Annotated in this window: 5 protein-coding genes; all 5 read right to left on the bottom strand. The window is 54.9% G+C overall.

What is annotated here, in order from left to right; genetic code table 11:
* Positions 1-246 precede the first annotated feature (246 nt).
* The 5 genes from ACQ4WL_RS27495 to ACQ4WL_RS27515 all read right to left on the bottom strand — a co-directional run bounded on the left by ACQ4WL_RS27495 (position 247) and on the right by ACQ4WL_RS27515 (position 6,871).
* Entirely contained in the window at positions 247-552 is a 306-nt protein-coding gene (locus tag ACQ4WL_RS27495) for a hypothetical protein (protein ID WP_436512880.1), read from the bottom strand.
* A 72-nt stretch (positions 553-624) separates the two neighbouring features.
* A complete protein-coding gene (locus ACQ4WL_RS27500; RefSeq protein WP_436512881.1) occupies positions 625-1,194 on the bottom strand; it encodes a sigma-70 family RNA polymerase sigma factor in 570 nt (189 codons plus the stop codon).
* Between the two features lie 783 nt (positions 1,195-1,977).
* Positions 1,978-3,519, bottom strand: coding sequence for a cryptochrome/photolyase family protein (locus tag ACQ4WL_RS27505; protein ID WP_436512882.1), 1,542 nt, complete (start codon positions 3,517-3,519; stop codon positions 1,978-1,980).
* 23 nt (positions 3,520-3,542) lie between these two features.
* Positions 3,543-6,008 carry a penicillin-binding protein 1A gene (locus tag ACQ4WL_RS27510; protein ID WP_436512884.1) on the bottom strand — a complete coding sequence of 822 codons (2,466 nt, stop codon included), beginning with the start codon at positions 6,006-6,008 and terminating at the stop codon, positions 3,543-3,545.
* A gap of 104 nt (positions 6,009-6,112) precedes the next feature.
* Positions 6,113-6,871 (bottom strand): hypothetical protein, encoded by a 759-nt coding sequence (locus ACQ4WL_RS27515; protein WP_436512886.1) that lies wholly within the window; start codon positions 6,869-6,871, stop codon positions 6,113-6,115.
* Between the last annotated feature and the right edge of the window lie 317 nt (positions 6,872-7,188).

A 7,188-nucleotide genomic window follows, 5' to 3' on the forward strand; every position in this document is an offset into this window, starting at 1 on the left:
GCTGCTTGGGCTGGCGGCAGCCCACTTGCTTGCCGACGCGCTGGCTCTGATCGCCAAGCGAACGTTTCTACATCGCCCAGGACAATCAAGGTCACGGCAAACCAACGCCTACAAGCCCCATAAATACATGGCCTACAAGGCTGCTTGATGGCAGCCTGTTGCTTAACTTGGGTGGATTGATCGCCGTCCGACGCGATACCGAAGCGTGACAATTGCCCTCGCATTTCGGCGCATAGCAGTTTGTTTTCAAGCCTTCTCAATCTGATTCCCCCTTGTCGCGGTCTGCTTGGACTGGAAGCGATTGACAGGCCCATCCTCGAATCCAATCATTTTTGGTGGCGATGGGTCTTTTCTGTGAGCATATATCAACACACGCAATGCGACAGATAGCGGCACGCCATTTGTTCGCAAGTATTTTGCTGCCACTGCAGTGCCAAGCATTTCCTGGAAAATAATCGCAACATCTATTTTTTGTGCGGTCAATGCATCGATTCGTCTTCGACGATCAAGCTGCTCTTGTGCCAGGCCACTGATGTAATTTTTATTTACCATGTAAATTTATGTTAAGTAGCGACAAATAATCGCAGCTTGCGCCTGGGGTACCGCAATTATGCGGTGCTACATTCAATCATCCTTTTCCAGCCTCTTGCGTATCTCCGCCCTGACCCTGTGAATACGGCTTCGCACTGTTCCCATAGGACATCCCATCTTTATTGCAATCTCACCGTAGCTCATACCATCAATCTCACGTAGCAATAATGCCTTTTTCAAGAGAGGCGGCAAGTTGGCAATCAATCGAACAATCTCCAGCCCAGTTTCCATTGCACTACATATTTCCTCTGCACTATTTTCATTAAAAATATTTAATGCATCAACAACCTCATCCACGCCGTCGAATGAGAAAAATGTACTTGATTTAATTTTTAATTCATTACGATAATAGTTTTCGATACTATCCATGGCTATTGAATATAACCATGCATACAACGTCGAATAGCTACGACATTCTTTAAACCTTTGAAATGCATTGAGAAAAATAATCTGAACCATATCATCGATATCTTGCTTATGATGAACATCATGACTTACCAAACTTCTCATATGAACACTATATTTGACATAGAGCGCATGAAATGCCGATGGGTCACCGACACAAATGCTTTCCCTCATGAAATTTTCATTATTTTCAAGCATGAATCGTTCATCGACACCAAGGATGAGCTTGTATCCTAGCAGTAAGAATTTATCCTGAAATCAATACACCAATAATCTTGATTTATATCAAAGTCAAAAACATGACAGAGTGCCATTGAAAAATTAATTAAATAAATACTTTCCGAAGAAAATAACTAAAATTGGAAATTATTTTTCTCATTGCAACAATACCAATCCATAAAGAAATTTTAGTTTATTTTACATAAATAATTTTTCATTTTGGAAATTTTTGCAGTCAGGAATTTATTGATGTGCTCGTTTTCGTGTGCGGCGAAAAATTTTTATATAGTAATATTTAGAAAACTTACGCACCTGAATGAGCATTATTGATGATTAAAAATACAAGAACTTCATACGTCATCGAGTTCACGCAGCGAACGACGCGGGTATTAAGGTCGCTCGATGTCGATTCTGGGCGAATGAAGATTGATATAAAAGACACGGCAATGCCGTTCGACACGCGCATAGTTGATGCCTGGGTCTGCATGGAAGACGGTGTCCTGTGGCTGGAGCATGAAACGGAAGGGGAGCATACGGTGAAAATAAGACTTGCCAAAGTGCTACGTTGGTCACGTCAGCCCAGATGGTAGCCAGACTGCAGACGCCACTCTGCAATTCGACGCATGTTCCCATCATATAATCTACTGGCCCACGCCGTCGGCCGATGGCAAGCGTCCGTACGGCAACTTCACAAATTACCCTGTGGAATTCTCCTGGGGAAATAGCGCAGGCTACCGTTGGGCTGCCCGTGCACCAGCAGGCTTACAGTGAATCGAGCCGGGCCAGCATCGTGGCCGCCTGTTGCCGGAAATCCGCGATCGCCGCCGCGTCCATTTTCTCCAGTTGGCGATACGCCATGCCGATGCGGGGATTGCGTTCCAGTGTGTCCGCGTTACGATGGAAAAAATCCCAGTACAGGGCATTGAAGGGGCAGGCACGCTCGCCGATGCGCGCTTTCTTGTCGTAATGACAGCCTTTGCAATAATCGCCCATGCGGTCGATATACGCTGCGCTGGAAACATAGGGCTTGGTGGCCAGCAGGCCGCCGTCGGCGAACTGGCTCATGCCGACGGTATTGGGCAACTCCACCCACTCGAAGGCATCGATGTAAATGCCCAGGTACCAGCCATGGACCTTGGCCGGATCCAGGCCGGCAAGCAGCGCGAAATTGCCGATCACCATCAGGCGCTGGATGTGATGCGCATGCGCCTGTTCCAGCGACTGGGTAATGGCCTGCGACAGGCAATGCATCTTCGTCTTGCCATCCCAGAACCATGAAGGCAGCGGGCGCGTGTGGCCAAAAAAGTTCTTCTCCGCATAGCCGGGCATATGCGCCCAATAAACACCGCGCACATATTCGCGCCAGCCCAGTATCTGGCGGATGAAACCCTCGACCGCAGCCAAGGGAGCATGGCCGGCGTGATACGCTGCTTGCGCCCTGGCGACGACTTCGCGCGGATTGAGCATTTTGACGTTCAGCGCAAATGACAGCAGGGAGTGAAACAAGCGCCATGCCTTGACGCTCATCGCATCCTGGAAATCGCCAAAGTGCGGCAAAGCCCGCTCGATGAAGGCATCGAGCTGCTGCAGCGCCTCATCCCGGTTCAGCGCCCACGCCAGCCGGTCGGCATGCGGCGCGCCAAAGCTCTTCACTCCGGCGTCGACGATGCTTTCCCATAATGACGAATGGTCATGCACGGTGCGCCGATCCTGCGGCTCGGCGGGCGTGCCGCGCCAGGGCTTGCGGTTATCGTGGTCGAAGTTCCACTGGCCTCCAACGGGCTTTTTCGCGTCTTCCATCAGCACCTGATGCTTGCTGCGCATCTGGCGATAGAAAAACTCCATCAGCCATTGCTTGCGTCCGGCGAAAATATCGGCTGCCTCGTTGCGGGCCGTATAAAAATGATCGCTGTCGACCATCAGCCAGGGGATGGCCGAGCGTCGCCCGGCCTGGTACAGCTGCTGGTCGAGGCGCCACTCGTCAGGCGCCTGGTATTCGAAGGCGCCGGCGCCATAGTGGCGAACCAGCGCTGCGATATTGTCCGGTATCGACCGCATGCTTTCCACGTCGTCGATGGCGATGTAATGCACGCTGTGGCCAAGCTGGCGCAACTGGCGTGCCAGCTCGCGCATGGCAGCGAAGATCGCCAGGATTTTCTGCGCATGATGCAACACATAGTCGGTTTCTTGCCGGACTTCCATCAAGACATAGATGGTGGCGTCATCGACTTCGGTGAACCAGCGATGCTGCGCATTGAGCTGGTCGCCGAGTATCAGGCGCAGTGTGGGCTTGCGTGAGGTCATGATTATTCTTTGCGATGGTTGACTTACCCTTGCGGCACCGGCTGCGGCACCGGCTGCGGCACAGGCGCTGGCGCGGGAGGCAGTTCCTGCACCGCCTTGCCATGCGACTCCTGTCCGCCGTCGCCTTCGGCCGGCACGGCCAGCGGCGCAGGCGGCGCGCCCTCCTGCAGCAAATCTCCTGGTTCTTCCACCGGTTCGTCCTGTGGTTCCTCGACCGGTTCCACGTGGCGCAGCGGCGGTGGCGGCTTGCCGCCGGGGAAGATGGCATCGCGCGACAGTTTTCCTGTGTCCAGCGCCGTCTTGAAGAAGTCGCCCACCACCAGCACGGCATTGTGGCCGCCCTGGCCCCAGTAATTGCTGCGCATGGTGACGCGCGCGTCATTGAAACCTACCCAGGCGCCGCCCACCAGTTCCGGGTGCATCAGGATAAACCAGCCGTCCGCATTGTTTTGCGTGGTGCCACTCTTGCCGGCCACGTCGGAGCGGATGCCGAAGCGGCTGCGGATGGCCGTGCCCGTGCCGCGCTCGATCACGCCGCGCATCATGTCCGTCAGGGTGGCCGCCGATGCCGCCTGCATGGCGCGCTGGGGCTTGTCTTCGCCGAAACGGGCGATGACCTTGCCTTCGCGGTCGGTGATGTGCGTGACGACGAATGGCAGGCGCGCCTCGCCCTGGGCCGCGATGCTGGCATAGGCGTTGACCATTTCCAGCAAGGTGACGGGACTGGTGCCCAGCGCTAAGGACGGCACTTTTTCCAGCTTGCTGTCGCGGATACCGAGCGCGCGCGCCAGCTTGATGATCGGCGGCAAGCCGACGTCTTGCATCACTTGCGCCGTGATGGTGTTTTTCGAGTACACGAGGCCATCGCGCATGGTCATGTCGCGTCCCGTGGTACCGCTCATGTCCGTCGGGCGCCATATCGTGCCGTCGGCCGCCTTGATATCCATCACTTCATCGCGATACACATGCTCGGGGCTGAGGCCCTTTTCCAGCGCCGCGCCATACACGATGGGCTTGAAGGTGGAGCCGGGCTGGCGCGCCGCCTGCGATACATGGTCGAACTGTTCGCGCGCAAAGTCGCGGCTCCCCACCCAGGCGCGCACGGCGCCCGTGGCCGGATCCATGGCCGCAAAGCCCGCTTCCAGGCGCGTCTTCGACTTGCGCAGGGCCGCCATGAAGGCACGGTCGCCCTTCAATTGCGCCAGCGCTGCCTCGGGCGTGCCGCCGGCGGCCGTCAGCTTGCGGTAGTCAGCCGACTCGCGCACGAAGGCGTCCAGCAGGGCCGGATGCGATTTCCAGAAATAATCGAAGGCCACGCTGCCGGCCTGCATGCCCGCGTACATGCCCGTCGAGGTGGACGAAGGCACGCCCGCGCGGCTCCACTCCACGTCGGCGATCGCCTGCAAGGCGTTGGCTTGGCGCTCGACGGCGCGCTCGGCCGCCTGCTGCAAATCGTGGTCGAGCGTGGTGTGCACCACCAGGGCGTCCAGTTCCAGGTTGTAATCGTTCTCGTCGGCCCAGTCGATCAGCCATTTGCGCACATAGGCCGTGAAATGGCTGTCCGACTGCGCCCTTTCGCTCTGGCGCTCGAAATGCAGGCGCAGCGGACGCTTGATCAACTGCTTGTAGCGCGCCTCGTCGATGACGTCATGCTTGCGCATTTGCCCCAGCACCACGTTGCGCCGCTGCAGCGAACGCTCGGGATTGCCGACGGGATTGTAGTAATTCGTGCCCTTGAGCATGCCGACCAGGGTGGCGCTTTCCAGGATATCGAGGCGCGACGCGGGCTTGTCGAAATAGGTGCGGGCCGCCATTTCGATGCCGTAGGTGTTGTACAAGAAAGGCACCGTGTTCAGGTAGGCTTCCAGGATTTCCGTCTTGCTGTAGGTGGCCTCGATCTTCAGGGCCGTGATCAGCTCCTTCAGCTTGCGGTTCAGGTTGCGCGAGCGGCCTATTTCCTCTGGAAACATATTGCGCGCCAGCTGCTGCGTGATGGTGGAACCGCCCTGGGGATTGCCCCCGGCCGTGTGCAAGATGGCGCCGGCCGTGCGCGTGAAGTCAATGCCGTGGTGTTCGTAGAAACGGTGGTCTTCCGTCGAGATCAAGGCGCTGATCACGTTCGGCGAAATCTGCTTTAACGAGACACGCTCCTGCAAGCCTTGGTCGAAGCGGGCCAGTTCCTTGCCATCGGCGCTGACCATGGTGCTCGGTGCGGCCGCGCGCGCCTGGCGCAAGTCGTGGATGCTGGGCGTCAAGGGGATCAGCAACAGCATGTACAGCGTCAACAAGGCCAGCAGGGCCAGGAACGACCAAAGCCCCAGCACCAGCGCGCGCCGCACGGGCGGCAAGGTCATCAAGTGAACATGGCCGCGCCGATACAGCGCCACTGCTTTTACCCATGCCAGCCCCGCCAAACGAACGACCTGCGCGCGCGCCTGTATCCACGACTGTCGTGCTTTTTCCTGAAACTGCTCCATGCCTGATGCCATGCTTGTAACCTTGTCTGATGCCGGATGATCCGTTTCAGCAAGTATATAGGGCTGTCACTCAGGTGGAGGAAAATTTACCAGAGGAATCTACATTCACCTTGGCGCTAAACCAGGGACCACAGCGAGGCGAAAAATCCGCGGTAAAAACGGCGTGACAATTCCTTGGAGAAGACCGTATTTAGCTCATTGAAAAACAAGCGATGCTGTTGCTGCATCTTCGACTCCGCCAGCGCTTGTTCGGTCTGCAACTTCGCCAGATCATCGTAGTTGACTATCTTCAATGCTCCGGCCACCGCTTGAGGATCGCTGGCCAGCATCGCGGCATACAGCTGTTGCGGGTCTCCCACGTCTCTGAGTCTGGCCCGGCTGGCTTCCAACGGCGCCTGCAGTGCCGCTATCGCCAAGGCATTCTTCCGTTCCATTACTTTATAATCATCGGACAAATTAAGGACAAGTGCAAGATTGTCATATAGCGAACTCAAATCAGCATAACAGTTGCGCGCTTTTCGTCCATTTTCATGGATATTATCGAGTGACTTGCTATAGGTATCCATCGTGCTTTTAAACACGACCACCGCATGCTGAGGCATGCCATTTTTTAGCACATCATCAAAGTTGAAATTCTTGTGCAAGAGTTGGGCAGTGCCGGCATTCGTACTGACCGCATCCAGAAAATCCGTATGTATGCGGTCGCATTCACTATGCTTAATTTTGGCTAATTTATAGTCCGATTCATAAATCATTTTTGTAATATCAGACCGCTGCGAAAAAATTCCAAGCACTGCCGGGAAAACAAGAGAGGCAATCAATACAATCAAAAGATTGTCTCGCATCCATTTCAACACAATGTATACATTGTTCATATCTATCTCATTCCTTATAAAATCATCAAACCACGCATTAAAGAAGCGAACTTTGACATGGAAATTGAAATATATATTGATACACATCAATAGATGACGCTGCCGATGTGCCGGTACCTATGGCAATGTATGGGCACAGTAAGGTATTGCGGGGGGGGGGGGAAGCCAATCCACCCAAGTTAAGCAACAGGCTTGCCATTAAGCAGCCTTGTAGGCCATGTATTTATGAGGCTTGTAGGCGTTGGTTTGCCGTGACCTTGATTGTCCTGGGCGATGTAGAAACGTTCGCTTGGCGATCAGAGCCAGCGCGTCGGCAA

It is taken from the genome of Janthinobacterium kochi (assembly GCF_051380715.1).
Lineage (GTDB): Bacteria > Pseudomonadota > Gammaproteobacteria > Burkholderiales > Burkholderiaceae_D > Janthinobacterium.